At 71.0% G+C, this 26,080-nt stretch carries 22 protein-coding genes; 2 read left to right on the top strand and 20 right to left on the bottom strand.

The window, feature by feature from the left end; all coding sequences use genetic code 11:
- Positions 1-6 precede the first annotated feature (6 nt).
- The 15 genes from NNL39_RS08445 to otsA all read right to left on the bottom strand — a co-directional run bounded on the left by NNL39_RS08445 (position 7) and on the right by otsA (position 18,179).
- Positions 7-318 (bottom strand): hypothetical protein, encoded by a 312-nt coding sequence (locus NNL39_RS08445; RefSeq protein WP_255158824.1) that lies wholly within the window; start codon positions 316-318, stop codon positions 7-9.
- Entirely contained in the window at positions 315-797 is a 483-nt protein-coding gene (locus tag NNL39_RS08440) for a hypothetical protein (RefSeq protein WP_255158822.1), read from the bottom strand. The genes NNL39_RS08445 and NNL39_RS08440 overlap by 4 nt, the downstream gene beginning before the upstream one ends.
- 49 nt (positions 798-846) lie before the next feature.
- Complete coding sequence (locus tag NNL39_RS08435; RefSeq protein ID WP_255158820.1) at positions 847-4,224, bottom strand: lamin tail domain-containing protein; 3,378 nt, start codon at positions 4,222-4,224, stop codon at positions 847-849.
- 148 nt (positions 4,225-4,372) lie between these two features.
- Positions 4,373-5,398 carry a ketol-acid reductoisomerase gene (gene ilvC, locus NNL39_RS08430; RefSeq protein ID WP_255158818.1) on the bottom strand — a complete coding sequence of 342 codons (1,026 nt, stop codon included), beginning with the start codon at positions 5,396-5,398 and terminating at the stop codon, positions 4,373-4,375.
- Between the two features lie 49 nt (positions 5,399-5,447).
- Positions 5,448-5,957: an acetolactate synthase small subunit gene (gene ilvN / locus NNL39_RS08425; protein ID WP_255158816.1), complete on the bottom strand. Its 510-nt coding sequence runs from the start codon at positions 5,955-5,957 to the stop codon at positions 5,448-5,450.
- Positions 5,958-5,963: 6 nt separating this feature from the next.
- The gene (locus tag NNL39_RS08420; RefSeq protein WP_255158814.1) at positions 5,964-7,790 is read right to left on the bottom strand and encodes an acetolactate synthase large subunit; all 1,827 of its coding nucleotides are present in this window, start codon (positions 7,788-7,790) and stop codon (positions 5,964-5,966) included.
- Between the two features lie 53 nt (positions 7,791-7,843).
- Complete coding sequence (gene ilvD, locus NNL39_RS08415) at positions 7,844-9,538, bottom strand: dihydroxy-acid dehydratase (RefSeq protein ID WP_255158813.1); 1,695 nt, start codon at positions 9,536-9,538, stop codon at positions 7,844-7,846.
- Between the two features lie 9 nt (positions 9,539-9,547).
- Positions 9,548-10,030: a monovalent cation/H(+) antiporter subunit G gene (gene mnhG / locus NNL39_RS08410; protein ID WP_255158812.1), complete on the bottom strand. Its 483-nt coding sequence runs from the start codon at positions 10,028-10,030 to the stop codon at positions 9,548-9,550.
- On the bottom strand, positions 10,017-10,337 hold the full coding sequence (locus NNL39_RS08405) for a monovalent cation/H+ antiporter complex subunit F (protein WP_255158810.1): 321 nt from the start codon (positions 10,335-10,337) through the stop codon (positions 10,017-10,019). Before NNL39_RS08405 ends, mnhG begins: the two co-directional genes overlap by 14 nt.
- The gene (locus NNL39_RS08400) at positions 10,334-10,888 is read right to left on the bottom strand and encodes a Na+/H+ antiporter subunit E (protein WP_255158808.1); all 555 of its coding nucleotides are present in this window, start codon (positions 10,886-10,888) and stop codon (positions 10,334-10,336) included. Before NNL39_RS08400 ends, NNL39_RS08405 begins: the two co-directional genes overlap by 4 nt.
- Entirely contained in the window at positions 10,885-12,462 is a 1,578-nt protein-coding gene (locus tag NNL39_RS08395) for a Na+/H+ antiporter subunit D (RefSeq protein WP_255160916.1), read from the bottom strand. The genes NNL39_RS08400 and NNL39_RS08395 overlap by 4 nt, the downstream gene beginning before the upstream one ends.
- Entirely contained in the window at positions 12,462-12,890 is a 429-nt protein-coding gene (locus tag NNL39_RS08390; RefSeq protein ID WP_407665105.1) for a Na(+)/H(+) antiporter subunit C, read from the bottom strand. The genes NNL39_RS08395 and NNL39_RS08390 overlap by 1 nt, the downstream gene beginning before the upstream one ends.
- Positions 12,887-15,868, bottom strand: a complete 2,982-nt coding sequence (locus NNL39_RS08385; protein WP_255158806.1) for a Na+/H+ antiporter subunit A — start codon at positions 15,866-15,868, stop codon at positions 12,887-12,889. Before NNL39_RS08385 ends, NNL39_RS08390 begins: the two co-directional genes overlap by 4 nt.
- Before the next feature lie 98 nt (positions 15,869-15,966).
- On the bottom strand, positions 15,967-16,752 hold the full coding sequence (gene otsB / locus NNL39_RS08380; protein ID WP_255158804.1) for a trehalose-phosphatase: 786 nt from the start codon (positions 16,750-16,752) through the stop codon (positions 15,967-15,969).
- Positions 16,749-18,179 (bottom strand): alpha,alpha-trehalose-phosphate synthase (UDP-forming), encoded by a 1,431-nt coding sequence (gene otsA / locus NNL39_RS08375; RefSeq protein ID WP_255158803.1) that lies wholly within the window; start codon positions 18,177-18,179, stop codon positions 16,749-16,751. Before otsA ends, otsB begins: the two co-directional genes overlap by 4 nt.
- Positions 18,180-18,418: 239 nt before the next feature.
- On the opposite strand from otsA, the gene NNL39_RS08370 reads away from it, so the two are divergent.
- Positions 18,419-19,261, top strand: a complete 843-nt coding sequence (locus NNL39_RS08370) for a sugar phosphate isomerase/epimerase family protein (protein WP_255160915.1) — start codon at positions 18,419-18,421, stop codon at positions 19,259-19,261.
- Here the strand turns inward: NNL39_RS08370 and NNL39_RS08365 are convergent.
- Genes NNL39_RS08365 through NNL39_RS08345 form a run of 5 tightly spaced genes read right to left on the bottom strand, consistent with a single transcriptional unit; the run spans position 19,254 to position 24,325 of the window.
- Positions 19,254-20,024 (bottom strand): FadR/GntR family transcriptional regulator, encoded by a 771-nt coding sequence (locus tag NNL39_RS08365; RefSeq protein WP_255158801.1) that lies wholly within the window; start codon positions 20,022-20,024, stop codon positions 19,254-19,256. The two genes, NNL39_RS08370 and NNL39_RS08365, sit on opposite strands and share 8 nt — an antisense overlap.
- A 10-nt stretch (positions 20,025-20,034) precedes the next feature.
- Positions 20,035-20,823 carry a 3-oxoacyl-ACP reductase gene (locus tag NNL39_RS08360; protein ID WP_255158799.1) on the bottom strand — a complete coding sequence of 263 codons (789 nt, stop codon included), beginning with the start codon at positions 20,821-20,823 and terminating at the stop codon, positions 20,035-20,037.
- A 13-nt stretch (positions 20,824-20,836) separates the two neighbouring features.
- A complete protein-coding gene (locus tag NNL39_RS08355; protein WP_255158797.1) occupies positions 20,837-22,195 on the bottom strand; it encodes an aldehyde dehydrogenase family protein in 1,359 nt (452 codons plus the stop codon).
- Positions 22,192-22,965 carry a gamma-glutamyl-gamma-aminobutyrate hydrolase family protein gene (locus NNL39_RS08350; protein ID WP_255158795.1) on the bottom strand — a complete coding sequence of 258 codons (774 nt, stop codon included), beginning with the start codon at positions 22,963-22,965 and terminating at the stop codon, positions 22,192-22,194. Before NNL39_RS08350 ends, NNL39_RS08355 begins: the two co-directional genes overlap by 4 nt.
- A complete protein-coding gene (locus tag NNL39_RS08345; protein WP_255158793.1) occupies positions 22,946-24,325 on the bottom strand; it encodes a glutamine synthetase family protein in 1,380 nt (459 codons plus the stop codon). The genes NNL39_RS08350 and NNL39_RS08345 overlap by 20 nt, the downstream gene beginning before the upstream one ends.
- Before the next feature lie 190 nt (positions 24,326-24,515).
- Between NNL39_RS08345 and NNL39_RS08340 the strand changes: the two genes are divergently transcribed.
- On the top strand, positions 24,516-26,030 hold the full coding sequence (locus NNL39_RS08340) for an amino acid permease (RefSeq protein WP_255158791.1): 1,515 nt from the start codon (positions 24,516-24,518) through the stop codon (positions 26,028-26,030).
- Positions 26,031-26,080: the final 50 nt, after the last annotated feature.

The following is a 26,080-nucleotide window of genomic DNA, read 5'->3' as shown; positions in this document are numbered from 1 at the left end:
GCGGCCTCAGAGCAGGATCGAGCCCGTCGCGAGCGCGATGAGCGACAGCCGCACGGTCGCCGTCGCCGCGAGGGCGACGATGAGCACGAGCGTGAATCGCGTGACCGTCTGACGCCGGGCGACGACGACCGCGACAGCGTAGAAGACGATCGGCAGCACGACGCCCACCCACAGCGGCACCCACGGCACCGCGGACGGATCGGCGCCCAGCTGGGCGTAGAGCGCGGGCAGGCCGATGAGCGAGCTGACCCCGTCGAACACGAACCACCCGGCGATGATCGACATCAGCGCGGCGACGCCGACGTGCGCGCGCGTCACGCGAGCACCCCCAGCACGACGGGCCACGGCACGAGCACGAGCGTGCCGAGCGCGAGCCAGCCGATGCGGTGCACCGCGCGACCGTCCCGCGTCAGCGCCACGACCGCCGCGAACCACAGGGCGCTCGCGATGATGGCGAGGAACTCGCTGAACTGGTAGAGCACCTCGAGCAGCACGGTCGGGCCGCTCAATGGCACGAGGCCGATGCCGATGATCCAGCCCACCGACCAGGCCAGGTAGACCACGGCGAAGAGGGCCGTGAGCAGGCGCAGACCTGCGGCGGGGCGCTCGGGGGCGGCGGGCTCGGTGGCGGCATCCGGCGCCCCGTCGGTCGCGGATGCGGCACCCGCCTCGTCGTCGTCGCCCGCCTCGGCAGCCGCGAGCGCGGCGATCGCGGCGTCGGATTCGACGTGGCTGGCATCGTCGAACTCATCCCACCGCAGCGCGGCGTCGTCGTCGGGCGCGGAAGGACGGGGCATGCTCCGAGCCTAGCGAGCGCCGCCTTGGCGGGCGCTCGGCGCGGAGGGCTCAGACGCGCGGCACCCCGAGCAGCGGCCCGCGGGACTGCGACTCGAGCGGCTCGGCCTCGGGGGCGGTGAGGGTGAGACCGGTCATCCCGAGTGCCTTCTCGTACTGCAGCGTCACGGGCACGGCGAACTCGTCGTCGGCGACGCCGTACCGGCCTTCAGCGCCGAGGGCGACGATGTTCCACGGCCGACCGTTCGACGGGCGGCTTTCGGCACCGTTCTCGAGCACGAACTGCAGGTAGTCGTAGGCGGTCGAGACGGTCGCGTCGAGCCGGGGCGAGTACGTGTCGACGAGCAGCTGACCGGCGGCGAGATCCCACTGCAGCAGGCGCAGGAAGCCCGTGGCGCGTTCGCCCGAGTCGGTGCGGAACTCCTGATAGTCGGCGAGCAGTTCGACGACGGTGTGCCCCTCGATGCCTCCGGCGTCGGGCGTGACGATCGCCCCGAGACCGTGGTAGTGCCCGGCGAGCACCGCGACGACGTTGCGGTTCGGTGCGACCACGCGCTCCCACAGCTCGTCGGCGCGGCTGAGCCAGCGGTTGTCCGTCGCGCGCCGCGCAGGATCCCATCGCGTGAGCGGCGTCAGATGCTCGTGCGTCGCGATGACGACGTTGTGGTCGGGATGCTGCTGCACGATGTGCTCGGCCCACGCGAGCTCGCGTTCGCCGTAGCCGTATCCGATCGACAGCACGAGCACGGGCGCCGGGCCGGCCTGCACGATCGTGTAGCTCGAGGTCGCGTCGTCCGGCGCGATCGGTGCGACGAAGCCGGGGGCATCGGCGTAGCGCTCGGGCCCGAAGCACTCGTTGTACAGCGCCGCGTCGATGCCGCGCTTGGTGTCGTGGTTGCCGGGCAGCACGGTCGTGACGAGCCCCGCCTCCTCGAGCACTGCTTGCGCCGTGGATGCTCGCGCGAACTCGATCCGCGCCCGAGCATCCGACTGGTCGGGGTCGACCCAGCTCTGCACGAGGTCGCCCGTGTGCACGACAGCCGCGAGACCGTGCCGCTGCCCGAGCTCGACGATCCACCGCGTCATGCGCTCGTACTCCTCGGGATACCCCTCGCTCAAGTACTGGGTATCGGTGAGGTGCACGATCGACGCATCGATGTCGTCGAGGCGCTCGAACTCGGCGTCGGGCTCGAGATCGGCCGTGGCGCGCGGCGCCGGCAGCACCTGCACGAGCACCGCCTCGGTGGTCTCGGCTGTGCCGGTCACGGTCACGACCCCCTGCGGGTCGGCGACGGCCTCGCCGACGAGGGACCACTGCCGCGCCGACGGGTTCCAGGCCGAGAGCGCAACGCGGTGGCGGGGGCTCACGGTGCCGGTCCACGCGACGGCGCCCTGGAGGGGGGCCGCGAGCTCGAGGCGCAGGGCGGGGTACTCGTGGCCCCCGGCCGTCGTGGCCGGGAGGGGGCTCGCCGCGTCGATGGCGACCTCGCGTTCGCTCGCGAGCTCCCACGCGACAGCAGGGTCCGGCCCCGTGGTGCCTGCGACGACGCGGGCGAGCGCGGGGCCGCTGGCGCTCAGCGGTTCGCCGCCGGGGGTGTCGACCCCGGCCACCGTCGCGGCATCGAGCGGAGCATCGGTGACCCGCGCGGCCTCTCCGGCGGGGCGCCGTCGCGGTTCATCGAGCGCCGCCGCGCGCGCCACGGCCGACTCGGGCACGCCCGGGCTCGCCGCGGCCGTCACGAAGTCGACGAGATCCACTCCCGACCGCCCCACGCGGTGGTACGTCTCGCCTCGCAGCCGGTCAGGCTGGAAGGTCACGAGCGACACGGCGTTCGTGCACGGCGAGGGCGGCTCGACACTCTCGTCCATCTCGTTCACGTGGTAGGCGCCGACCCGGTCGGCGACGCCGCCCTCGTCGGTCTCGACGAGCACGCCTGCGCCGAGGAAGTCGAGGGGGCGCGCGTACCGCAGTTCCGCATCCGTCGGCGTGCCCTCGGCGGCGATCACGATCGACGCGCCCGGTGCCAGCTCGGTGCCGGAGGCGAGCTCGGCGAGCGGCTCGGCGCGACGCATTCCGTCGCGATCGCAGGCCCACACGCGCCAGCCGCCCACCTCGACGGCACGGTCGGATCGGTTCGTGAGCTCGACGAAGTTGTGCGGGCGCGTGATGGCCCGAACGTCGAGCGGGTCGGTCGCGAGTTCCGAGATGACGACGCCGGTGTCGAGCACGCGCTCGGCGCGAAGCGACTGCTCGGCTCGCGCATTTGCGGCGCCGGGAGTGCGGGGGGCGACGATCCAGCCCCCGCCGTCGGGCAGCCGTTGGTGGCTCTCGTTGCGCACCGCATCGAGCGTCGCCGGCAGCTTCTCGGGGCCCGACTGGCACGCGCTGTCGCGCTGATGCGCCGAGGCGACCTCGTCGACCACCGCACCCGCAGCATCCCGCACCTGCAACCCGTAGGCCGCGTCGGCGAGCGAGGTGGCCATGACAGCGTCGGCATCGCGGATGCTCGACGCGGGCCCGACGACCACGAGCCGCTCGCCCGGGGCGAGCACGTCGCCGGCATCGAACTGCGCCTGGGGTGCGGCCATCGCGCGCTCGCCCGCGGCCGTGCACCGCACGAGGGCCCAGCCGTCGAGCGAGACGGCCTCCGCGCCGTCGTTGCGCAGCTCGACGAGGTCGTCGCCGCTGCCGCCCGACCCGAAGGGCGCGACCTCGGCGATCACGACGCCACTCGTCGACGGAGCATCCAGTCGACCCGCGCGGTTCGCGGAACCGGGAGTGGCGGGGGCGATGACGAAGCGGCCGTCGTCGGTGGCGGTGGCGCCGAGTCGCTGGTAGCTCTCTCCGGCAGCGGAATCGACGATGTCGGGGAGCGAGCCGCTCGGGTCGCACTCACTGCGCATCATCCACGGGGTCGTCGGGTAGACGGCGACCGAGTCGGCCACGCGCTGCTCGGGGTCTTCGAGCACGTAGCCGTAGCCGCCCGCGCCGAAGGGCGCGCTCATGACGTCGTCGGGCGTGGCGCCCGCGGGCCGCTCGCCCGCGCGGGCGATCAGGTAGTGCTGGCCGGGCGCGAGCACGACGCCCGAGAACTCGGAGTCGGGAGCGCCGCGCTTCGAGCGCAGGCCCTCCTCCGAGCAGCGGTAAAGGTTCCAGCCCGTGAGGTCGACGGGACCGGACGAGACGTTGCGCAGTTCGACGTAGCTCGCGTCAGGTCGGTCGCCCCATCCCGGAGCGATCTCGCTGATGATGACGGGGTGGTCATCGCGCCGCACGTGCGAGCCGCTGCTGCCCCCTTCGGGCTGCGCCGACGCCGGCATCGGTGCGAGCACGACGCCGGTCACGGCGAGCGCGATGGTCGCCGCGAGCAGCGGACGGAACCAGAGGCGGAGCGGAGTGCGCTCGATCGTCGCGGTCACGATGGCCACGGTGTCGCTCGCAGGTGAACGGACACCCCCCTCTACGGGTGTGTCGCGTGAACGACCGGGGTGCCGCACACGGCACGAGGCCGCGACCCCGGGTTGCGGGGGTCGCGGCCTCGTGGATTCCTCGGCGGATGGCCGAGGAGCTCAGCGACTAGCGCGCGGCGCTGCCGTCGACGTAGTCCGAGTCCTGCTGCTTCCACGCGAAGAGGGCGCGCAGCTTGCGGCCGGTCTCCTCGATCGGGTGCTGCTCGCCCTTGCGGCGCAGCTCCATGAACTCGACCGCTCCCGCATCCTGATCGTCGATGAAGCGCTTGGCGAACGCACCCGACTGGATGTCGGCGAGGACAGCCTTCATGTTCTCCTTCACCGAGGCGTCGAGCACGCGCGGGCCCGAAACGTAGTCGCCGTACTCGGCGGTGTCGCTGACGCTCCAGCGCTGCTTGGCGATGCCGCCCTCCCACATGAGGTCGACGATGAGCTTGAGCTCGTGCAGCACCTCGAAGTAGGCGATCTCGGGCTGGTAGCCGGCCTCGGTGAGCACCTCGAAGCCGTACTGCACGAGCTGCGAGGTACCGCCGCAGAGCACGGCCTGCTCGCCGAACAGGTCGGTCTCGGTCTCTTCGGTGAACGTGGTCTTGATGACGCCCGCGCGCGTGCCGCCGATGGCCTTGGCGTACGACAGCGCGAGATCCCAGGCGTGACCGGTCGCGTCGCGCTCGACGGCGATGATGTCGGGGATACCGCGACCGGCGACGAACTCGCGGCGCACCGTGTGGCCCGGGGCCTTGGGTGCGACGAGGATGACATCGACGCCCTCGGGGGCGTCGATGTACCCGAAGCGGATGTTGAAGCCGTGCGCGAAGGCGAGCGTCTTGCCCGGCTGCAGCGCATCCTTGATGCTCTCGCTGTAGATCGACCGCTGGTGCTGGTCGGGCGCGAGGATCATGATGACGTCGGCCCAGGCGGCCGCGTCGGCGACGGTCATGACGCTGAAGCCGTCGTCGCCCGCCTTCTGGATCGACTTCGAGCCGGCCTTGAGGGCGATGGCAACCTCGACGCCGCTGTCGCGCAGGTTCTGGGCGTGGGCGTGGCCCTGCGAGCCGTAGCCGACGATGGCGACCTTCTTGCTCTGGATGAGCGCGATGTCGGCGTCTTTGTCGTAGTAGATCTCGGTCACGATCGGGGTTCTCCTTGTTCGGTGGGGTGGTGTCGTTCGTGGGGCGGTGTCAGTTCTTGAGCACGCGCTCGCTGATGCTCTTCGAGCCGCGGCCGATCGCGAGCAGGCCCGACTGCGCGATCTCCTTGATGCCGTAGGGCTCGAGCACGCGCAGCAGCGCCTCGACCTTGGCCGTGTCACCCGTCACCTCGATGACGAGCGAGTCGGTGGCGACATCGACCACGCGCGCGCGGAAGAGGTTGGCCGCCTCGAGAATCTGCGAGCGGGTCGAGTTGTCGACGCGCACCTTGACGAGCATGTGCTCGCGCTGCACCGAGCTCGAGGGGTCGAGCTCGACGATCTTGAGCACGTTGATGAGCTTGTTGAGCTGCTTGGTGATCTGCTCGAGGGGCAGGCCCTCGACCTCGACCACGACGGTGATGCGCGAGAGCCCCTCGACCTCGGTCGTGCCGACCGCGAGCGAGCGGATGTTGAAACCGCGCCGGGCGAACAGGCCCGCAACACGGGTGAGCAGACCGGGCTTGTCCTCGACGAGGAGGGAGAGCACGTGGTAGGTCATGGCGGCTTACTCCTCGTACCAGTCGGGGGCGTGATCGCGGGCGTACTGCACCGACGAGTTGCCGACGCCCTGCGGCACCATCGGCCACACCATGGCGTCGCGGCTCACGATGAAGTCGATGACGACGGGGCGGTCGTTCGTCTCCATCGCCAGTCGGATGGCCGGCTCGACCTCTTCCGGCTTCGTCACGCGGATGCCGAGCGCGCCATAGGCGTCGGCCATCTTGACGAAGTCGGGCACCATGCGCGTCTGCTCACCGGCGCTCTTCGACCCGGTCTCGAGGTCGGTGAACGAGTGACGGCCGTCGTAGAACAGCGTCTGCCACTGCCGCACCATGCCGAGCGACGAGTTGTTGATGATCGCGACCTTGATGGGGATGTTGTTGATCGTGCAGGTGGCCAGCTCTTGGTTGGTCATCTGGAAGCAGCCGTCGCCGTCGATCGCCCACACGAGCCGATCGGGCTGCGCGACCTTGGCGCCCATGGCCGCCGGGACGGCGTAGCCCATGGTGCCGGCGCCGCCCGAGTTGAGCCACGCGCCGGGGCGCTCGTACTTGATGAACTGCGCGGCCCACATCTGGTGCTGGCCGACGCCCGCGGCGTAGACGGCTTCGGGCCCCGAGAGCTTGCCGATGGCCTCGATGACCGCCTGCGGAGCGAGCAGCCCGTCGTCGGGGTCGTCGACGTAGCCGAGCGGGTACTGCGACCGCAGGGTCTCCAGTCGCTTCCACCAGTCGACGATGTCGGGGGTCGACTGCGCAGCAGCGGCCTCGAAGGCGGGAAGGAGGTCGAGCAGCACCTCGCGGGCATCCCCCACGATCGGAACATCGGCGTGCCGGATCTTGCCGATCTCGGCCGGGTCGATGTCGATGTGGATGACCTTCGCACCCGGCGCGAACTCGCTCACCTTGCCCGTCACGCGGTCATCGAACCGCGAGCCGATGGCGACGAGCAGGTCGCTCTCCTGCAGGGCGAGCACCGAGGGGACGGTGCCGTGCATGCCGGGCATGCCGAGGTTCTGGCGGTGCGAGTCGGGGAACGCGCCGCGGGCCATGAGCGTCGTCACGACGGGGGCGCCGGTCTTCTCGGCGAAGGCCAGCAGTTCGCGGTGGGCACCGGAGCGCACGACACCGCCGCCGACGTACAGCACGGGCTTGCGCGACTCGACGATCAGCTGCGCGGCGGCCTGGATCTGCTTGCCGTGCGCCTTGGTGACCGGGCGGTAGCCGGGCAGCTCGACCTTCGGCGGCCAGATGAACGGCGCCGACTTCTGCTGCGCGTCTTTCGTGACGTCGACGAGCACGGGGCCCGGCCGACCGGTCGTGGCGATGTGCACCGCGGCGGCGATCACGCCGGGCACGTCCTCCGGCTTGGTGACGAGGAAGGAGTGCTTCGTGATGGGCATCGTGATGCCCGTGATGTCGACCTCTTGGAACGCGTCGGTCCCCATCGAGGTCGAGAACACCTGGCCGGTGATCGCGAGCAGCGGCACCGAGTCCATGTGGGCATCCGCGATCGCGGTGACGAGGTTGGTCGCGCCAGGGCCGGAGGTGGCGATGCAGACGCCGAGTCGGCCGCTCGCCGCCGCGTAGCCCTCGGCCGCGTGGCCAGCACCCTGCTCGTGGCGCACGAGGATGTGGCGGATGGCGGTCGACGACATGAGCTCGTCGTAGAAGGGCATGATCGCGCCGCCCGGCAGTCCGAAGACGTCGGTGATGCCGAGCTTCTCGAGCGAGGCGAGGATCGCACCCGACCCGGTGAGGATCGGCGGATCACCCTTCTTCGCGGTGCCGGCGGCGGCAGGACTCGGCACGGGGGTCGATTCCGTGGTCATCGTGAGGAACTTCCTTGGGAGTCGGTGATGCGAGAGCGGGAATGTCCGCGCTGCTACCCCGTCACGGCGCCCTGCGCAGCGGAGCGCACGAGCTTCGAGTACTTGGCGAGGACGCCACGGGTGTAACGCGGAGGCAGGGGCGCCCAGTCGGTGCGGCGCGCCTCAAGCTCGTCTGCGTCGACCAGTAGGTCGAGGGAGCGAGCAGCGATATCAACCCGGATCAGATCACCATCGCGCACGAAAGCGATAGGACCAGCGTCTACCGCTTCGGGAGCTACGTGGCCGATGCACAGTCCGGTTGTGCCGCCTGAGAATCGACCGTCCGTCAAGAGTAGTACATCTTTTCCGAGCCCCGCCCCCTTGATGGCGGCGGTCACGGCGAGCATCTCGCGCATGCCGGGGCCGCCCTTGGGGCCCTCGTAGCGGATGACGACGACGTCGCCGGCCGAGATCTCGCCCGCGGTCAGCGCATCCATCGCCGCGCGCTCGCGCTCGAAGACGCGGGCCGGGCCTTCGAACACGGCGGCGTCGAATCCGGCGGTCTTGACGACCGCGCCCTCGGGCGCCATCGAGCCGTGCAGGATCGTGATGCCGCCCGTCGCGTGGATGGGGTTGTCGAGCGTGCGCAGCACCTCGCCATCGAGCGGGTCGGGGTTCAGCTCGGCGAGGTTCTCGGCCATCGTCTTGCCCGTAACGGTCATGACGTCGCCGTGCAGGAGGCCCGCGTCGAGCAGGGCCTTGAGCAGCACGGGCAGCCCGCCCTGCCGGTCGACGTCGTTCATGACGTAGTTGCCGAAAGGCTTGAGGTCGCCGATGTGCGGCACGCGGTTGCCGATGCGGTTGAAGTCGTCGAGCGTGAACGGCACCTCGGCCTCGTTCGCGATCGCGAGCAGGTGCAGCACGACGTTGGTCGAGCCGCCGAGCGCCATGGCGACCGTGACGGCGTTCTCGAGCGCCTCGCGCGTGACGATCTGGCGCGCCGTGATGCCCTTGTTCAGCAGGTTCACGACGGCCTCGCCGCTGCGGTGGGCGTACATGTCGCGGCGGCGATCATAGGATGCGGGGCTCGCCGAGCCCGGGAGGCTCAGGCCGAGCGCCTCGGCCACGGAGGCCATCGTGTTGGCGGTGTACATGCCGCCGCAGGCACCCTCCCCGGGCGCGAAGGCGCACTCGATGCGGTGGGCGTCTTCGGCCGACATCTTGCCCGCCTTGACGGCGCCGACAGCCTCGAAGCTGTCGATGATCGTGATCTCCTTCTCGGTGCCGTCACTGAGCTTGACCCAGCCCGGCGCGATCGAGCCCGCGTAGAGGAACACGCTCGCGAGGTCGAGGCGCACGGCGGCCATCAGCATGCCGGGGATCGACTTGTCGCAGCCCGCGAGGAGCACCGAGCCGTCGAGGCGCTCGGCCTGCATGACGGTCTCGACCGAGTCGGCGATGACCTCGCGGCTCACGAGCGAGAAGTGCATGCCCTCGTGGCCCATCGAGATGCCGTCGCTCACGCTCACGGTGCCGAACTGCAACGGATACCCGCCCCCGGCGTGCACGCCCTCCTTGGCCGCCTGCGCCAGACGCGCGAGCGAGAGGTTGCACGGGGTGATCTCGTTCCACGAGCTCGCAATGCCGATCTGGGCCTTATCCCAGTCGTCATCGCCCATGCCGACCGCACGCAGCATGCCGCGCGAGGTGGTGGCTTCGATTCCGTCGGTAACGACGCGGGAACGGGGCTTGTGGTCGGCCTTCGACATGGCTCGAGTCTACGACCCGGCGCCCGCACCCTTCGACGGCTGGTCGTCACCCGGGGCGCGCTCGCCGCCCGCCGCCGGCCGGGGGCCCGGGGCGCGCTCGTCGGTCCACGATCCTCCGGGCAGCTCGGCACCGCGTGCGGCGTCGACGTCGGGGGCGAGCTCGTCGACGAGCAGCGAGTCGGGGTCGAAGTCGCCGTTGCGGTAGCCCGCGCGCCCCACCATGTGCGCCGAGATCGGCGCGGTCAGCAGCTGGAACACGACGACGGGCACGAGCAGCAGCAGCACCGTGCCGCTGCGCTCGCTGAGCGCGAGCGCGACGACGACGAGGATGAGCCCGAGGATCTGCGGCTTCGTCGCGGCGTGCAGCCGCGAGAGCGGGTCGGGGAAGCGCACGAGGCCGATGGCCGCAGCGAGGGTCAGCAGGGCCGCGACGATCAGGAGGCCGGCGGCGATGATGTCGAGGATGCCGTTCCAGGGTTCAGCGTCGAGCATCGTCGTCCTCCCCCTGCACGGCGCCGTCGGGCGATCCGGTTCCCGACTCGGTGGTCGTGCGCGTGATGAAGCGTGCGACCGCGACGCTGCCGAGGATGGCCGTGGCGGCGAGCACGACCATGAGCGGGATCGACCGCGTGTGCCCCGAGATGACCATCTCGGCCCCGATGACGAGGATGAGGGTCGTGAGCATGACGTCGCTCGCGATGAGCCGGTCGATGAGCGTGGGCCCGGTGATGAGGCGCACCAGCACGATGAGCACCGCGACGGCGGCGATCGCCCCCGCGACGAGGTAGGCGATGGTCATGGCCGCACCGCCTCCCACTCGGCGCGCGAACCCCACGCACGCAGCAGGTCGCGCTCGAGGCCGAGCACGTGCGCGCGGGCCTTCTCGACGTCGGCATCGGTGCGCACCGAGAGCGAGTGCACGTAGAGCACCGTGCTCGCGCGATCGACCTCGACGACGACCGAGCCCGGCACGAGCGAGACGGCGAGCGCCGTGCCCGTGAGGATGAAGTCGGACCGCGTCGTGAGATCGACCTTCACGAGCGCGCTGCGGTGACGCGCGCGCGGCCCGATCGCGAGCAGCGCGACCTGGAACGAGGCGACGACCATCTCGGCGAGCACGCGTGCGACGAAGACGGCGAACCAGAAGGGGTTGAAGCGGCCCGAGAGCTCGACGGCCGGCAGGTAGAAGGCGCGCGTGACGATCAGCGCGACGACGATGCCCGACAGGATCGTGAGGGGCGTCATCGAGCCCCACAGCATCATCCACAGCGCCACGAGCGCGGCGAGCAGCGGCAGCTGCTGCCGCACCGTGACACGGGCGCGCGCGGCGGTGGTCGAGGGTTCGCTCACGGCAGCTCCTCCCCCGTCGTCGCGCCGGGCAGCACGAGCTCGATGTAGTCGGCCGAGCCGTCGAGGTTCTGGGCGGCCCGGTCGGCGACGCCATAGAGCGGCCCCGCGAAGACCGTCAGGGCGAGGCCCACGATGACCATGCCCGCTGTGCTGAGCGTCATGAGACGCGGGGTCGCGCGGGTCTCCGAGCGCGCTCCCTCGTCATCGGGGGCCTCTTCGACCGCGCGCAGCAGTCGAGTCTCGTCGCCCTCCACATCGCCCGCGGGCCGCCAGAACGCGAGGTTCCAGACGCGCACGAGGGCGTAGAGAGTCAGCAGCGAGACGAGCGCTCCGGCGCCGATGAGCACGTAGGCAAGCGCATCCCCCTGCACCGCCGTGGCCTGGAAGAGGCCCAGCTTGCCGATGAAGCCCGAGAACGGCGGGATGCCCCCGAGGCTCAGCGCGGGGACGAAGAACAGCACGGCGACGAGGGGGGCGCTCGCGAGCAGTCCGCCGATACGCGTGATCGACGTGCTGCCGGCCTCGCGTTCGACGAGCCCCGCGGCGAGGAAGAGGGTGGTCTGCACGACGATGTGATGCACGATGTAGTAGATCGCCGCGGCCGTGCCCGCCACCGTGCCGAGGGCGACGCCGAGGATCATGTAGCCGATGTGGCTCACGAGCGTGAACGACAGGATTCGCTTGATGTCGGCTTGCGCGACGGCGCCGAGCGCGCCGACCACCATGGTCAGCAGCGCGAGCACCATGAGCGCCGGGTTGAGCTCGGGGGTCGGGAAGATGACGGTCTCGACGCGGATGATCGCGTAGACGCCGATCTTGGTGAGCAGGCCGGCGAAGGCCGCCGTGACCGGGGCGGGTGCCGAGGGGTAGCTGTCGGGCAGCCAGAACGAGAGCGGGAAGACGGCCGCCTTGATGCCGAAGGCGACGAGCAGCATGACGTGCAGCAGGATCTGCACGTCGACCGGGAGGTCTTGCACCCGCTCGGCCACCTGGGCGAGGTTCACGGTTCCGAGGGCGCCGTAGACCATGCCGATCGAGGCGAGGAAGAGGATCGACGAGAGCAGGCTCACGATGACGTAGGTGACACCGGCGCGGATGCGCGACTGCGTGCCGCCGAGCGTGATGAGCACGTAGCTCGCGACGAGCAGGATCTCGAAGCCCACGTAGAGGTTGAACAGGTCGCCCGCGACGAAGGCCACCATGACCCCCGTGGTGAGGATGAGGTAGGTCGGGTAGTAGATCGAGACGGGCGTCTCATCGTCACCGTCGGCCAGGCCCTGCCCGATCGAGAAGATCAGCACCGCGAGCAGCACGAGCGACGAGACGACGAGCATGAGCGCCGAGAGCCGGTCGACGACGAGCACGATGCCGAACGGCGCGGGCCAGTTGCCCGCCTCGACGACGATCGCGCCCCCCGCGTCGACGCCCACGAGCAGGGCGACGCTCATGCCGAGCACGATCACGAGGGCGAGCGCCGCCACGATGCGCTGGGGACGGGCGCGGCGGCCGAGCACGAGCGTGAGCGCCGCCGCGAGCAGCGGCACGAGCACGACGAGCGAGACGAGCGCAGCCATCATCGGCTGACCTCCACGGGGAAGTCGGTGTCGCCCTCGTCGGGGGAGACCTCCTCCATCGGCATCGTGAGCGCGCCTTCGCGCAGCGCGATGTCGTCGGCGTCGTCCGAGACGTCGTCGGCGTTGGCCAGCCGCCACGAGCGGTAGATGAGCGCGAGCAGGAAGGCGGAGACCGCGAAGGTGATGACGATGGCCGTGAGGATGAGCGCCTGCGGCAGCGGGTCGTTGTACTGGCTCGGGTCGAGGCTCTCGTCGTAGATGGGTGCGAAGCCCGACGGGCCGCCCATGATGAGGATGAGCAGGTTCACACCGTTGCCGATGAGCAAGAACCCGAGCACGACGCGCGTGAGGCTGCGTTCGAGCAGCAGGTAGACGCCGCACGCGATGAGCGCGGCCATGACGATGACGAGCACGAGCGAGACGGTCATCGGGCACCTCCCGCGGGCGCACTGGGCTCCATGATGAGCGATCCGGATGCGGCGCCCGAGCGCCCCGCCGGCGCGAGCTCGTCGCCGCCTTGGCGATCGACCTCGCCGCCGAGGCTGCGCAGCACGTCGAGCACGAGGCCGACGACGACGAGGTAGACGCCGATGTCGAAGATCGTCGAGGTGACGAACTCGATCTCGCCGAGCAGCCACACCTCGCCCTCCCAGTAGGTCGAGGTGAGCGGCGGCGCCCCGAGCAGCACGGGGACGAGCGCCGTGCCGGCGGCGATGATCAGACCGGTGCCGAGCACGGCGCCCGCGCCCACCGGCAAGGCGGCCCCGAGCTCGTAGCGGCCGCCCGCCAGATAGCGAGCGACGAGGGCGAGGCCCGCGACGAGCCCGCCCACGAAGCCGCCGCCGGGCAGGTTGTGGCCGGCGAACAGCAGGTAAAGCGAGATGACGATGATGGCGTGGAAGGTGAGCCGCACGACGACCTCGAGCAGGATCGAGCGGTGCCGCGGGTCGAGCGATGGGCCCGCGAGGATCCACGCGTTGCGCAGCTCGCCCTGCTCCCCCTGCTCGCGTACGCGGTCGAGGCGGGCCGAGATGCGCCGCTTGACGGCCGCCCGCCCGAGTCGGGGCGGGGAGTCGCCGCGACTGCGCAGGAACAGCAGGCTCGCGACCCCCGTGGCCGCGGCGATGACGACGGCGAGCTCGCCCATGGTGTCCCAGCCGCGCAGGTCGACGAGCGCGACGTTGACGGTGTTGCGGCCGTGACCGATCTCGTAGGCGAGTTCGGGCCACGCGAGCGAGATGGGCTGCTCGATGCGCGAGCCCGCGACGATGAGCGCCACGAGCGCCATGACGAGCCCGACGCCGATGCCGATTCCGGCGCGCAGCAGGCGGTGGCTGCTGCCGTGCTTGTCGCCGAGGCGGGCCGGCAGCCGCCGCAGCACGAGCACGAAGGCGATGAGCGTGACGACCTCGACGAGAATCTGCGTGAGGGCGAGATCGGGCGCGCCCTGCAGCGCGAAGATCGCCGACATGCCGAAGCCCGTGACCCCGACGACGACGAGGGCCGCGAAGCGCTTCTGCGCCTGGGTTGCGGCGATCGCGGCGATGATCATGACGACGCCGATCGCGAGCTGCGCGGGGTGGTCCCACAGCCGCAGCTCGCTCGGCCAGCTGTCGCCGAGCAGCAGCCCCGCCGTCGTGACGGCGACGAAGACGACGAGGATCACGCCGAGGTAGAACGGCAGCGAACCGCGCTGCGTGAGGCTCGTGACGCGCACGGCGAGCCGGTCGACGGCTCCCATCGCATCCCAATAGGCCTCCGAGGCCGTGTACTCGCTCGCGAGCCGTCCCTGCAGCCGCGCGACGGGGGCGCGGGCGGCGAACAGCAGCGCGCCGAGGCCGATGGCGAGGGCCGAGAGGCCGAGCTCGGGGGTGAGGCCGTGCCAGAGCGCGAGGTGGTACGCGACCTCACCGGGGTAGGGGAAGAGCGCCGGGTAGCCGGCGAGCCCGGCGTCGACGACACCGGCGAGCGGCCCGAGCAGGAGGCTGGCGACCGCGAGCACCGCGGGGGCGAGCAGGAACCGGCGGCTCACGACGGCGAGCGCCGTGACGTCGTCGACGCCCTGCTTGCGCGCGAAGGCGCCCCAGAAGAAGCGGATGCTGTACGCGACCGTGAGCACCGACCCCACGACGACGCCGACGAGCGCGACGGCGGCCCAGACCTGTGCCGCGGGGTCGAGCGGTGCCTCCCCCGTCTGCCCGGTCGCCGCGGCCAGCAGCGCGTACAGCACGGTCTCTTTCGCGACGAAGCCGAAGACCGGCGGCAACCCCGCCATCGAGGCGAGCACGACCGCTGCGATCGCCGCGAGCCAGGGCGATCGCCGCCCGAGACCCGACAGCTTGCGCAGGTCGCGCGTGCCGGCCTCATGGTCGATGATGCCGACGACGAGGAACAGCGCCGACTTGAACAGGGCGTGCGCCAGCAGCAGCGCGAGCGCGGCGAGCGCGGTATCGCGCGTGCCGAAGCCCGCCACGACGACGAGCAGCCCGAGCTGACTGACCGTGCCGTAGGCGAGCAGCAGCTTCAGGTCGGTCTGCTTGAGGGCCGCCCAGCCACCCAGCAGCAGCGTGACGAGGCCGAGCACGATGAGCACCTCACGCCATCCGGGCACGTCGACCCCCGCGGGCGCGAGGCGCAGGATCAGATAGATGCCCGCCTTGACCATCGCGGCGGCGTGCAGGTAGGCGCTCACGGGAGTGGGGGCGGCCATCGCGCCGGGCAGCCAGAAGTGCAGCGGCACGATCGCCGACTTCGAGAGCGCGCCGACGAGCACGAGCATGATCGCCGTCGTCGTGAGCGGCCCCGCGGGCAGCTCGGCGAGGATCGCCGTGAGACTCGAGGTACCCGCCTGCACGGCGAGCAGCACGAGGCCGACGAGCATGACGAGTCCGCCGAGGGTCGTCGTGACGAGCGCCTGCAGGGCCGCGCCGCGACTGGCCCGCCGATGCGTGTAGTGGCCGATGAGCAGGTACGAGAAGACGCTCGTGGCCTCCCACAGCACGAACAGCAGGTACACGTCGTCGGCGATCACGAGCCCGTACATCGCGCCGGCGAACGCCAGCAGCACGGCCGCGAACCGCCCGAGCCCCGGCTCGTCGTCGCGGAAGTAGCCGGCGCAGTAGAGCAGCACGAGGCTGCCGACGCCCGTGACGACGAGGGCGAGCACCCACGACAGCGTGTCCATGCGCACGTCGAGGGTGAGGTCGAGCTGGGCGATCCAGGTGAGGCGCTCGACCGGCACCCGCGCGGCATCCTGCGAGAGCACGGCGGGCGCCTGCAGCAGGGTGTGCACGAAGGCGCCGAGCGGCACGAGGGCCGCGACCCAGAACACCCGGGCGCCGAGCGGCCGTGCGAGCGGCAGCAGGGCGATCGCGGCCGCCCCGAACACCATCAGGACGATGAGCATGCGTCCTCCCTCGGTGTCGGCGGTTCGGCAAGGGGGTAGGGCGTCACGGCGCGATCGCCGGATGCCCCCAGTCTACCGAGCGCTGTCGCGCTCGACTCTCAGCAAGCGGACCGCCGACTCGCCAGGTGCTGCAGCACACGCGCCATCGCCTCGGGGCCGTCGACGCGATGCGCGGCAACCGAGGGGGCGGGGCCGACCTTGATGCCGACGTCGCCGGGCTCGAGCACGGCAAGGGCGTCTTCATCGGTCACGTCGTCACCCGCGAACAGCACGGCGTCGGGGGCGAACCGCGCGCGGAGGGCGCGCAGGCCGTCGCCCTTGGTGGCGTCGCGCACCGAGAACTCGACGACGTTCTTGCCATCGCGCACGGTGAGCGCCGCATCGGCGTCACGCGCGAGCGCGCGCACCTCCGTGGCGAGCGCGGATGCGGCGGCCGGGTCGACGAGGCGCGTATGAACCGCGAACCCCGCGGGCTTGTCCTCGATCCACGCCCCCTCGGTCGCGGCGACGAGCGGCTGCAGCCGCGATCGTAGGGCGCGGACGCGCGCGCGGTCGGCGTCATCGACGGCCGGCCGGGCATCCCCCGCCGCGAACCGCACCTCGAGACCGTGCGAGCCGACGAGCGGCGCATCGTCGGGCAGGCCCCCGACGGCGGCGAGGCTCGCGAGCGAGCGCCCCGAGACGAGCGCGACGGTCGTGCCGGGGAGCTGCCGCAGCCCCAGCATCGCCTCGAGCGCCGCGGGGAGGGCCCGGGCGAGCTCGGGGTCGTCGACCTCGGGCGCGAGCGTGCCGTCGAAGTCGAGCGCCACGAGCACCCGCTCCCGCGCCGCGAACGAGTCGAGCGCCGCGAGCAGCAGGGGGTCGAGCGCCACCTGCTGCGTCATCGCGCGTCCGAGTGGTGGTTCGCGTGCCGCAGCGTGTCGAGGAACGTCGCCGACCAGCGGGCGACGTCGTTGTCGCGCACCCGGCGGCGCAGCGCCCGCATCCGGGTCGTGCGTTCCCGCTGCGGCATGCGCACCGCCGCGACGATCGCCTCCTTCAGGCCGTCGATGTCGTGCGGGTTGACGAGCAGCGCGTTCTTGAGCTCGTCGGCCGCGCCGGCGAACTCGCTCAGCACGAGCACGCCGTCTTCATCGAGCTGGCAGGCCACGTACTCCTTCGCCACGAGGTTCATGCCGTCGCGCAGCGCGGTGACGAGCATGACGTCGGCGGCGAGGTAGAGCGCCACCATCTCTTCGCGCGGGTAGCCGTGGTGCAGGTACGCGACGGCGCTGTGGCTGATCGTGGCGTACTGACCGTTGAGCCGCCCGACGGTCAGCTCGATCTCGTCGCGCAGCTGCATGTAGGCCGCCACGCGCTCGCGGCTCGGGCTCGCGACTTGCACGAGCACGGCGTCTCCCACCGCGAGCGTGCCGTCTCCCAGCAGTTCGCCGAAGGCCTTCAGGCGGTGACGGATGCCCTTCGTGTAGTCGAGGCGGTCGACCCCGAGCATGATCGTCGACGGGTTGCCGAGATCGTCACGGATCTGCTGAGCACGCTGCTGCACCTCGGGCCGCCGCGCGATCTGCTCGAAGCTCTCGACGTCGATCGAGATGGGGAACGCCTTCGCGATGACCGAGCGATGCCCGCCGAGCCCGTCGGGGACGCGGATCTCGGGAGTGCGCGTGGCATAGCCGAACAGCCGGCGAACGGCGCGCGAGAAGTTGCCGGCGTCGGCGACGCGCTGGAACCCGATGACGTCGGCACCGAGCAGGCCTTCGATCACCTGCTTGCGCCACGGCAGCTGCGCGTAGATGCCGTACGGCGGGAAGGGGATGTGGTTGAAGAACCCGATCGTGAGATCGGGCCGCTGCTCGCGCAGCATGCGGGGCACGAGCTGCAACTGGTAGTCCTGCACCCAGACGGTCGCCCCGGGTGCGGCGACGCGCGCGCTCGCGTCGGCGAAGCGCTGATTGACCTCGACGTAGGCCTCCCACCACTCGCGGTGGAAGCTCGGCGACGCGATGACGTCGTGGTAGAGCGGCCACAGGGTGTCGTTGCTGAAGCCCTCGTAGTAGTACTCGATCTCGAGCGGGCTCAGCGGCACCGGCACGAGCGTCGCATCGTCGGAGTCGAAGGGCGCGAGGTCGAGGTCGGGCTGGCCGGCCCACCCGACCCAGGCGCCGTGGGAGGCGCGCATGACGGGCTCGAGCGCCGTCACGAGTCCGCCCGGCGAGCGCTGCCAGCGCTCCGTGCCGTCGGCGTCGATGACGCGGTCGACGGGAAGTCGGTTCGAGACCACGACGAAGTCGTAGTGCGGGAGGTCGGTCATGTCGCTCGCTCGTCTCCGGGGGGCTGTCCGGGGGTGATCGTTCGGTGCGGGGCTGTCCGGCACCGACCACGGTATCAGCCGAGTCTCAGAGCGTTCTCAGCATCGTCCGGCCTTTCCGCCGGGCCCTCCGCTCGGCCCCTCGGCCCCGTCCCGTCGCCCCGGGGTTCGACCGATCGTCACGCGGCGTTCACCCGACCCTCCGTGGTCGGCGGGCACCGCCGCCGTACAGTGGCGATGTGATGAGCATCGGCATGGGCACCACGAGCGTTCTGCCGCGGCGTCTGCACGACGCGTTCCGACTGGCAGCCGAGGCCGGCTTCGACGGCGTCGAAGTAATGATCACGAGCGACCGCGACACGCACGACCCCCGCGTCATCAGCGCGCTGAGCGAGCGGTTCGGGATGCCCGTGCTCAGCATCCACGCCCCCGTGCTGTTCTTCAGCACCTTCGTGTTCGGCCGCAACCCGCGCGTGAAGCTCGAGCGCAGCCTGGCCCTCGCGCGCGAGGTCGGAGCGACCACGGTCGTCGTGCACCCGCCGTACCGCTGGCAGCGCCGCACGGCCGCCGGTTTCGTCGAGACGCTGCGCGAGCTGCAGGCGGCCTCGGGCGTGACGATCGCCGCCGAGAACATGTTCCCGCTCACGGTGCGGGGCCGCGACCGGCACCCCTATGCCCCGCACTGGGATCCGGGCGCCCTCGACATCGCGGCCCTGACACTCGACTTCTCGCACGCCGCCCTCGCCGGTGTGAGCGCGCTCGACCTCGCGCGGCAGTGGGGCGACCGGCTGCGGCATGTGCACCTGTGCGACGGCTCGAGCACCGAGCCCAACGCGCGCGTGCTCGACGAGCACCTCGTGCCGGGGCGCGGCGCGCAGCCGGTCGCCGAAGTGCTCGCGCTGCTCGCCCAGCGCGGCTTCGACGGCGCAATCATCGCCGAGATCAACTCGCGCGCGTGCGGCAGCGACGACGCGCGGCGGCTCGCCTGGTTGCGCGAGACGCTGGAGTTCGCGCGGCGGCACAGCACCGTGACGGGCCCGGGTGCGGCCGCCTCCCCCGCCGACGGGGCGGGTGCGCTCAGCTGAGGAAGGCGCGCAGCAGCGACTGCGAGCCCTCGAGGTGCTCGGCCATCGCGGTCGCCGCCCGGTCGGCATCGCCGATGAGCACCGCCCACACGATCTGCTCGTGCTGCTGGTCGGAGTGGGCGATGTTGGGCGCGAGCAGGGGGATGCGGTCGAGCAGCCGGTTGACGCTCATGCGATTCTCGGCGACGAGCGAGACGAGGCTCGGGCTGCCCGAGAGCTCGGCGATCGTCAAGTGCAGGCGCGAGTCGAGCCGCCGGTAGTCGGCGGGGTCGGCGGCCGCGAGCTCGTGCAGCCGCGCGCCGAGCGACTCCCGCTCGGCCGCCGTGAGCGTGCGAGCGGCAGCGGCACGCGCGGCCCCCACTTCGAGCACGGCACGCAGGGTGAGGATGTCGTCGAGCTCGGCGGGCGTCACCGGCGGAGCGGGGTCGCCGCCCGCGACGGGCAGCGGATCGCAGACGAACGTGCCCCCGTAGCGGCCGCGCCGAGACTCGAGGTAGCCCGCCTCGGCGAGCGAGCGGATGGCCTCGCGCACGGTGTCACGGCTGACTTCGAACCGTGCGGCGAGCTCGCGCTCGGGCGCGAGGGCCTCCCCCGGCCCGACGAGGCCCAGTCGGATGAGCTGCAGGAGGCGCGCGAGGGTCTCCTCGAACGCGTTGCCGCCGCGCACGGGGCGCGAGAGCGCCTCGTGCGCGAGCGACTCGAGCGGCTCAGGCGCGCCCGCGGGCTCGACGAGTCGCTCCGCGCCCGCGCCGTCCCCCGCCATGACCGCGACCCTACAGGGGCGTGACGTAGGCGCCGCTGATGCCGCCGTCGACGAGGAACGTCGAGGCGGTGATGAACGAGGCGTCGTCGCTCGCGAGGAAGGCGACCGCCGCGGCGAGCTCCTCCGCCTCGGCGAACCGGCCCTTCGGAATGTGCACGAGGCGGCGCTGCGCGCGCTCGGGGTCTTTCGCGAAGAGCTCCTGCAGCAGCGGCGTGTTCACCGGGCCCGGGCACAGAGCGTTGACGCGGATTCCCTGGCGCGCGAACTGCACGCCGAGCTCGCGCGTCATGGCGAGCACGCCGCCCTTGCTCGCGGTGTAGGAGATCTGGCTCGTCGCGCTGCCCATGACGGCGACGAACGAGGCGGTGTTGATGATCGAGCCCGACTGCTGCGCGACCATGTGGCGCAGCGCCGCGCGCGAGCACAGGTACACGCTCTTGAGGTTGACCTCCTGCACCCTGTCCCAGGCGGGCAGCTCGGTCGTCTCGATCGAGTCGTCGTCGGGCGGCGAGATGCCGGCGTTGTTGAAGGCGATGTCGAGCGAGCCGTAGGTGGCCTGCGCGGTGTCGAAGAGGTGGTTGACCTCGGCCTCATCGGTCACGTTGACCTTCACGAACAGTCCGCCGACCGCGGCGGCGGCGGCCTCGCCCGATTCGGGATTCATGTCGCCGATGACGACGATGGCGCCTTCGGCAGCGAAGCGGCGCGCGGTCGCGAGCCCGATGCCGCTCGCGCCGCCCGTGATGACGGCGACTTTGCCCTTCAGGCGCTGGGTCAGGTCGATGGGAGTGATGGTCATGGTGGTGAACTCCTTAGCTGTGGGAGAAGAAGACGTTCTTGGTCTCGGTGAAGGCGAGCGGAGCATCCGGACCGAGCTCGCGCCCGAGCCCGCTCTGCTTGAACCCGCCGAAGGGGGTCGCGTACCGCACGGAGGAGTGCGAGTTGACGCTGAGCGCACCGCTCTCGACCCCGCGGGCGACGCGGATGCCGCGGCCGAGGTCGCGCGTCCAGATCGAACCCGACAGGCCGAAGATCGAGTCGTTCGCGAGGGCGATCGCGTCGGCCTCGTCGTCGAAGGGCAGCACCGAGACGACGGGACCGAAGATCTCCTCCGTCGCGACGCGGTCGGTGCGAGAGGGCAGCAGCACGGTGGGCGCCATCCAGTAGCCGGGGCCTTCGGGCGCCGTGCCGCGGAAGGCGACCGCGACGTCGTCGTTGAGGAACGCCGCGACGTTCTCGAAGTGGCCCTTCGAGACGAGGGGCCCCATCTCGGTCGCCTCGTCGTTCGGATCGCCGACGCGGAACCCCTGCACGGCGGGCTCGAGCAGTTCGAGGAAGCGGTCGAGCACGCTGCGCTGCACGAGCAGGCGCGAACGCGCGCAGCAGTCCTGGCCCGCGTTGTCGAAGACCGAACCGGGGGCGCCGGATGCCGCGGCCTCGAGATCGGCGTCGGCGAAGACGATGTTCGCGCTCTTGCCGCCGAGCTCGAGCGTGACGGGCTTCACCTGCGCCGCGCATCCCGCCATGACGTGCTTCCCGACTTCGGTGGACCCGGTGAAGACGACCTTGCGCACCTGCTCGTGCGTGACGAACCGATCGCCGACGACCGAGCCGCGGCCCGGCAGCACCTGGAAGAGATGCTCGGGCAGCCCCGACTCGAGGGCGAGCTCGCCGAGGCGGATCGCCGTGAGCGGGGTCCAGTCGGCGGGCTTCAGCAGCACGGCGTTGCCCGCGGCGAGCGCCGGCGCGAAGCCCCAGCCCGCGATCGGCATGGGGAAGTTCCACGGCACGATGACGCCCACGACGCCCAGCGGTTCGTGGAAGGTGACGTCGAGGCCGCCCGCGACGGGGATCTGCTGGCCGATGAGCCGTTCGGGCGCGCCGCTGTAGTAGTCGAGCACGTCGCGCACGTTGCCCGCCTCCCAGCGGGCGGCGCCGATGGGGTGGCCCGAATTGCGCACCTCGAGCTGCGCGAGCTCCTCGATGTGCGCATCGACGGTCGCGGCGAAGCGGCGCAGCGCGCGAGCCCGATCGACGGGCGCGAGGGCCGCCCAGGCGCGCTGCGCGATGACGGCGCGCGCGACGGCCGCGTCGACCCCCTCGAGGGTCGTGTGCCGCACCGTTCCGATGACGGTCTCGTCGGCCGGGTTGATGAGGGTGGTCTCGCTCATGCGCGGGCCTTCCGGTTCTGGCGGTACTCGTGAGCGGCCTCGACGAGGCCCGCGAAGAGGCGCGCGTCCTCGGCCGCCGTCTCCTCCGGGTGCCACTGCACCGCAATGCCGAAGGTCATCGCGTCCACGTCAACGGCCTGAATGACGCCGTCATCGCCCCGCGCGCTCACCGTGAGCCCCGGCGCCACCGCGTCGAGCGCCTGGTGGTGATAGCTCTGCACGGTCACGCGGTCGCCGAGCAGCTCGGCCGTGCGGGTGCCCGGCACCGTGATGGCCGGGTTGGGCGTGAAGACGCCCCCGCCCGCGTTGTAGCGCGTCGACCCGATGGCATCGGGCAGGTGCTGGATGAGGCTGCCGCCGAGCGCCGTGTTGAGCACCTGCATGCCGCGGCAGATGCCGAGGAAGGGCAGGTCGCGCGCGATCGCCCGCGCGAGCAGGGCGTCTTCGAGCGCGTCGCGATCGAGGCGGGGGGTGTCGTTCGTCGGATGCGGTTCCTGACCGTACCGCCGCGAGTCGACGTCCTTGCCGCCCGTGATGATGAGCCCATCGAGGCCGTCGAGGATAGCGTCGGCGCCGGCCGCGTCGATCGGTTGCGGCGGAATCAGCACGGCGAGCCCGCCCCCGCGCGCGACGGCGTCGAAGTAGACCTTCGGCAGGAACGCGGCGGGAACATCCCACACCCCGCACTGCGTCTGCTCGAGATAGGTGGTGAGTCCGATGACCGGGCGGGGCGCGGCACCCGCACCGGCGTCAGAACCGTTCGAAGCCACGGATGCGCTCCCAATCGGTGATCGCCGCGTCGAAGGCCGACAGCTCGACAGACGCCATGTTGAGGTAGTGCGCCATGACCTCGTCGCCGAAGGCGGCGCGCGCGAGCTCGGAGCCCGCGAAGAGCTCGGCCGCATCGCGCAGGGTCGAGGGCACGCGCGGCAGGTCGGCCGCGTAGGCGTTGCCCTCGAAGATCTCGGGCAGCGTCAGCTGGTTCTCGATGCCGTGCAGGCCCGCCGCGATGATCGCGGCCGTGGCGAGGTAGGGGTTGACGTCGCCGCCCGGCACGCGGTTCTCGATGCGCAGGCTGTGGCCCTTCCCGACCACGCGCAGTGCGCACGTGCGGTTGTCGAAGCCCCAGGCGATACCCGTCGGGGCGAAGCTGCCGGGCACGTAGCGCTTGTACGAGTTGATGGTCGGCGCGAAGAACAGGCTGAGCTCGCGCATGGCGGCGAGCTGGCCGGCGAGCCAGTGCTCCATGAGCGGCGAGAAGCCGTGCGCGCCGTCGCCCGCCATGACGGCCGAGCCGTCGGTGCCGCGCACGCTGAGGTGGATGTGGCAGCTGTTGCCCTCGCGCTCGTTGAACTTGGCCATGAAGGTGAGCGCCTTGCCATGGGCGTCGGCGATCTCTTTCGCCCCGTTCTTGTAGATGACGTGGTTGTCGCACGTCGCGAGCGCGTGGGCGTAGCGGAACGCGATCTCCTGCTGACCGAGGTTGCACTCGCCCTTGACGCCCTCGCAGTACATCCCCGCGCCATCCATGCCGTTGCGAATATCGCGCAGCAGCGGCTCCATGCGCGTCGAGGCGAGCAGGGCGTAGTCGATGTTGTAGTCGCTCGCGGGCGTGAGGTTGTCGTAGCCCTTCGCCCAGGCCTGGCGGTAGGTCTCGTCGAAGACGATGAACTCGAGCTCGGTGCCGACGTAGGGCACGAGTCCGTGCTCGGCGAGCCGGTCGATCTGGTGCTGCAGGATCTGGCGCGGGCTGGGCGCCACAGCGTCGCCGTCCATGCGCAGCAGGTCGGCGATGACGAGCGCGGTGCCGGGCAGCCACGGGATGCGCCGCAGGGTGCCCAGGTCGGGCTGCATGACCATGTCGCCGTAGCCGGTCTCCCACGACGAGAGCGCGTATCCCGCAACCGTATTCATCTCGACGTCGACCGCGAGCAGGTAGTTGCAGCACTCGGCGCCGTGCGCGGCGACCTCCTCGCGGAACAGCCGTGCGGAGACGCGCTTGCCGACGAGTCGGCCCTGCATGTCGGCGAAGGCGACGATGACGGTGTCGATCTCACCCGCATCGATGAGCTGCTCGAGCTCGGCGATCGTCAGGTTTCCGGAGCGGACCGTCGACGGCGCTGCAGACATGGGGCCTCCCTTGGCTCGAGTGTCGACCATTAGTACCACAGCGGCCCGCGGTGCATTGCGAACACGACTGAACTTTTCGTTTCTAATGGTGGACAACTCCGACCTTTGCGGCCATGCTCGTGTGCCAAGGCGCGACGCGGCGTCGTCGCCCGCGTGCCGACCCATCCCCACCACCCCCCAGGAGGACTGAATGGCGGAAACAACGAAAGCGACGGGCGGTGTCACGTACACCAGCGTCGACGACACGTACTTCGAGAAGCGCGGGCTGCGCCGATCGGCAGGCGTCTGGGGCCTCTGGGGCCTCGCCGTCGCCGCGGTCATCTCCGGCGACTTCTCGGGCTGGAACTTCGGCATCGACTTCGCGGGCTTCGGCGGCATGCTCATCGCCTTCGTCGTGCTCGTCGTCATGTACTACGGCCTGACCTTCTCGATCAGCGAGATGTCGGCGGCCATGCCCCACACGGGCGGCGCCTACTCGTTCGGTCGATCGGCGATGGGACCGTGGGGAGGCCTCATCACCGGTGCCGCGGAGACCATCGAGTACGTCGCGACCACGGCCGTCGTCGTGTTCTTCTCCGCCCAGTACCTCGACGGCGTGACGAGCGGGCTGCTGAACTTCTCGCTCGCCGAGTCAGGCAACATGTGGATCTGGTGGATCGTGCTCTACGTCGCGTTCGTCGCCCTCAACGCCGCGGGTGCGCACATCTCGTTCCGCTTCGCCATCGTCGTCTCGATCATCGCCATCGGCATCATCCTGGTGTTCTCGGTCATGGCGCTCGCCTCGGGACTCTTCTCGTTCGACAAGCTGTGGGACATGGCGCCGAACCCCGACGTCGCCGGATCGTCGACGTTCCTGCCGGAGGGCTGGCTCGCCATCCTGTTCGCCCTGCCGTTCGCGATGTGGTTCTTCCTCGGCATCGAGGAGCTGCCGCTCGCGGCGGAGGAGTCGCACACGCCGGAGAAGGACATCCCCCGGGCCGGCGTCATCGCCCGCGGAACGCTCATCGTCACCGGTGTGCTCGTGCTGTTCCTCAACACGGGCGTGCTCGGGGCCGAAGCGACGGGCGTCTCGCTCGAGCCGCTGCTCGACGGCTTCCGGGCCATCGTCGGCGACGAGCTCGCGGCGCTGCTCGCGATCTTCGCCCTCATCGGCCTGCTGGCCTCGCTGCACGGCATCATGTTCGCCTACGGGCGGAACATGTACTCCCTGTCGCGGGCCGGCTACTACCCGAAGTTCCTGTCGCTCACCGGCAAGAACAAGACCCCGTGGGTCGCGCTCACCGTGGGAGCGGTCGTCGGCTTCGTCGCGATCGTCGTGCTCGACCTGCTCGGTCGGGCCGACCCGGAGGGCCTCGGCGCGGTGGCCGGAGCGATCATCCTCAACATCGCGGTGTGGGGCGCGGTCGTCGCGTACTTCCTGCAGATGGTGTCGTTCCTCATCCTGCGCCGGAAGTTCCCCGACGCCAACCGCCCCTACAAGAGCCCGTGGGGCACGTTCGGCGCCTACAGCGCCGCCGCGATCGCCGCTCTGGTCTTCGTGGGCCTGCTCATCAACCCGGCCTTCCAGGCGGCCATCGTGGCGATCATCATCGTCTACGTGCTGATCCTGCTCGGCTTCGGGCTGCACTACCGCAAGCAGCTCGTGCTGTCTCCCGAAGAGGAGTACGCCATGAGCGGCGGAACCCACGAGCTCACCAAGGAGTGATGCTCGGCGAGCACTGACCGGCGCGGGTCGCGGGCTTCGAGCCCGCGGCC

The organism is Microcella humidisoli (assembly GCF_024362325.1).
GTDB classification, from domain to species: domain Bacteria; phylum Actinomycetota; class Actinomycetes; order Actinomycetales; family Microbacteriaceae; genus Microcella; species Microcella humidisoli.
The sequence above is the reverse complement of the archived record's forward strand: the minus strand, read 5'-3'. Positions and strand labels throughout refer to the sequence as shown.